Source organism: Acinetobacter sp. NBRC 110496, assembly GCF_000876115.1.
Lineage (GTDB): Bacteria > Pseudomonadota > Gammaproteobacteria > Pseudomonadales > Moraxellaceae > Acinetobacter.
On sequence record NZ_BBTF01000128.1, the window covers coordinates 1 to 1,690 of the forward strand.

The window sequence follows — 1,690 nt, forward strand, 5'->3', positions numbered from 1 at the left end:
GTTTTAATACAGCTTACTTTATGAGGGAGAAATATATGCATGTATTTACATATACAGACGCACGTAACAACTTAAAATCTGTTTTAGATAAAGTTATTGATGATGCAGATGTCGCTTTCATTACAAGAAAAGAAGGCGGTCATGCTGTAGTAATGGGACAAGATCATTACGACAGTTTAATGGAAACGTTGTATCTCCTTTCATCTCCAAATAATACCACTCGTTTAAACGAATCAATTGCTCAATTACGCGCAGGTAAAACCAAACAAAGAGAGTTGATTAAAGATGACGAGTCGTAATGTCGAATGGACTGAAAATGCCTGGGATGAATATATCTATTGGCAAACACAGGATAAAAAGATACTCAAACGTATCAATACCTTAATCAGAGAATGTCAAAGAACACCCTTTGAAGGAACTGGAAAACCAGAACCTTTAAAAGCAAATCTTTCAGGATTCTGGAGCCGTAGAATTGATGAAAAGCATAGATTAGTTTATGAAGTGACGGATGAACGAATTTCCATTGTTCAATGTTGGTTCCATTACTAATAATATTCCCTATTCTTAGTATGGGAGAATATTTTATAAGTACTTATTGACTAGATCTCTTGCGAAAGTGATTATTTCAAGTTTATCCGGTTTACGAGTGCAGCAATTAAGTTAATGCGTAAACTGAATCTTTTCCGTCTATTTCGATAGCGTTCACTTAATATTCTAAATGTTTTCAATTGACTATTAATGTGTTCGATCACAACTCGTATTTTTCCAAGGCTTTGTTGCATAAAGATTTTAAAGATAGAGCCTTCCTAAGTTATTCAAATTTAAGTGGCAACTTGGGTGTGAGGTCGGCCGAGCTCCGTAAACTTATTTAAGATGGCCACACGTGCATGAATCTCGTTGACTTGGCTATCAAAATTCCGAGCATTGAGTTTATCGCCTAATAATTTGATGCAGTGCATCTTGGTTTCTACCAGACTTCGCTGATGGTAGCCCGACCATTTTTTCCATAGTGTCCTGCCTAAACGTTTAACAGTGCGAAGTCATTCATTTCACTCTAGCGAATGAACTTTTGTATCTTTCCAAGGCTTCGCATTTTTTCTGGGTGGAATAATCGCATGGGCATTTCGATCTGTGATCAACTGGCGACACCGCTTCGTGTCATAAGCACCAACGGTATAAACGGAGTCAATATGCTCATCTTGGGGAATCTGATCGAGTAAATCACCAAGTACTTGTGAATCACTGACATTATTTGTCGTAAGCTGAACGGCACGTATTTGCAGTGTTTCAGCATCTATACCAATATGCAGTTTACGCCATTGCCGACGGTATTCAGGCTGATATTTCTTACGCTTCCATTCGCCTTCACCTAAAAATTTTAAACCCGTAGAGTCGACGAGTAGGTGTAACCCATCATGACTTTTCTGGTAGCTAATTTGAATATCAATATACTTTTGTCTTCTACAAAGCGTCGTGAAGTCTGGTGCTGTCCAATCTAATCCTCAAAGTTTAATTAAGCTTTGAACAAAACCAGTAACCATGCGTAAAGCCATGCTTGAATCATGCCCTTCATCTTCATCTTCATCTTCATCTTCATCTTCAAATTTTGAAGAAAAAAATGAGAGTTTTTTAGAAAATTCAAAGTGGATTTAGGAGATCAGTCATGAATACCATGCTTAAAACACTCCAG

Annotated in this window: 2 protein-coding genes and 2 pseudogenes; 2 read left to right on the forward strand and 2 right to left on the reverse strand. The window is 37.4% G+C overall.

Annotation, left to right across the window (positions count from 1 at the left end):
- Positions 1-35 precede the first annotated feature (35 nt).
- Positions 36-299: a type II toxin-antitoxin system Phd/YefM family antitoxin gene (locus Aba26S_RS20840; protein WP_000557943.1), complete on the forward strand. Its 264-nt coding sequence runs from the start codon at positions 36-38 to the stop codon at positions 297-299.
- Positions 286-549 (forward strand): Txe/YoeB family addiction module toxin, encoded by a 264-nt coding sequence (locus tag Aba26S_RS20845; protein ID WP_043975117.1) that lies wholly within the window; start codon positions 286-288, stop codon positions 547-549. Before Aba26S_RS20840 ends, Aba26S_RS20845 begins: the two co-directional genes overlap by 14 nt.
- Before the next feature lie 71 nt (positions 550-620).
- Here the strand turns inward: Aba26S_RS20845 and Aba26S_RS20850 are convergent.
- Both Aba26S_RS20850 and Aba26S_RS20855 read right to left on the reverse strand, forming a co-directional pair.
- Positions 621-770 (reverse strand): annotated as a pseudogene (locus tag Aba26S_RS20850) (IS5/IS1182 family transposase); the annotation flags it as partial.
- Between the two features lie 51 nt (positions 771-821).
- A pseudogene (locus tag Aba26S_RS20855) lies at positions 822-1,553 on the reverse strand (IS5 family transposase); the annotation flags it as partial.
- Positions 1,554-1,690: the final 137 nt, after the last annotated feature.

What these genes read in the sequence shown, in the direction of transcription:
- Aba26S_RS20845 (WP_043975117.1), top strand. Translation starts at nt 286, where the DNA reads ATGACGAGTCGTAATGTCGAATGGACTGAAAATGCCTGGGATGAATAT.
- Aba26S_RS20840 (WP_000557943.1), top strand. Translation starts at nt 36, where the DNA reads ATGCATGTATTTACATATACAGACGCACGTAACAACTTAAAATCTGTT.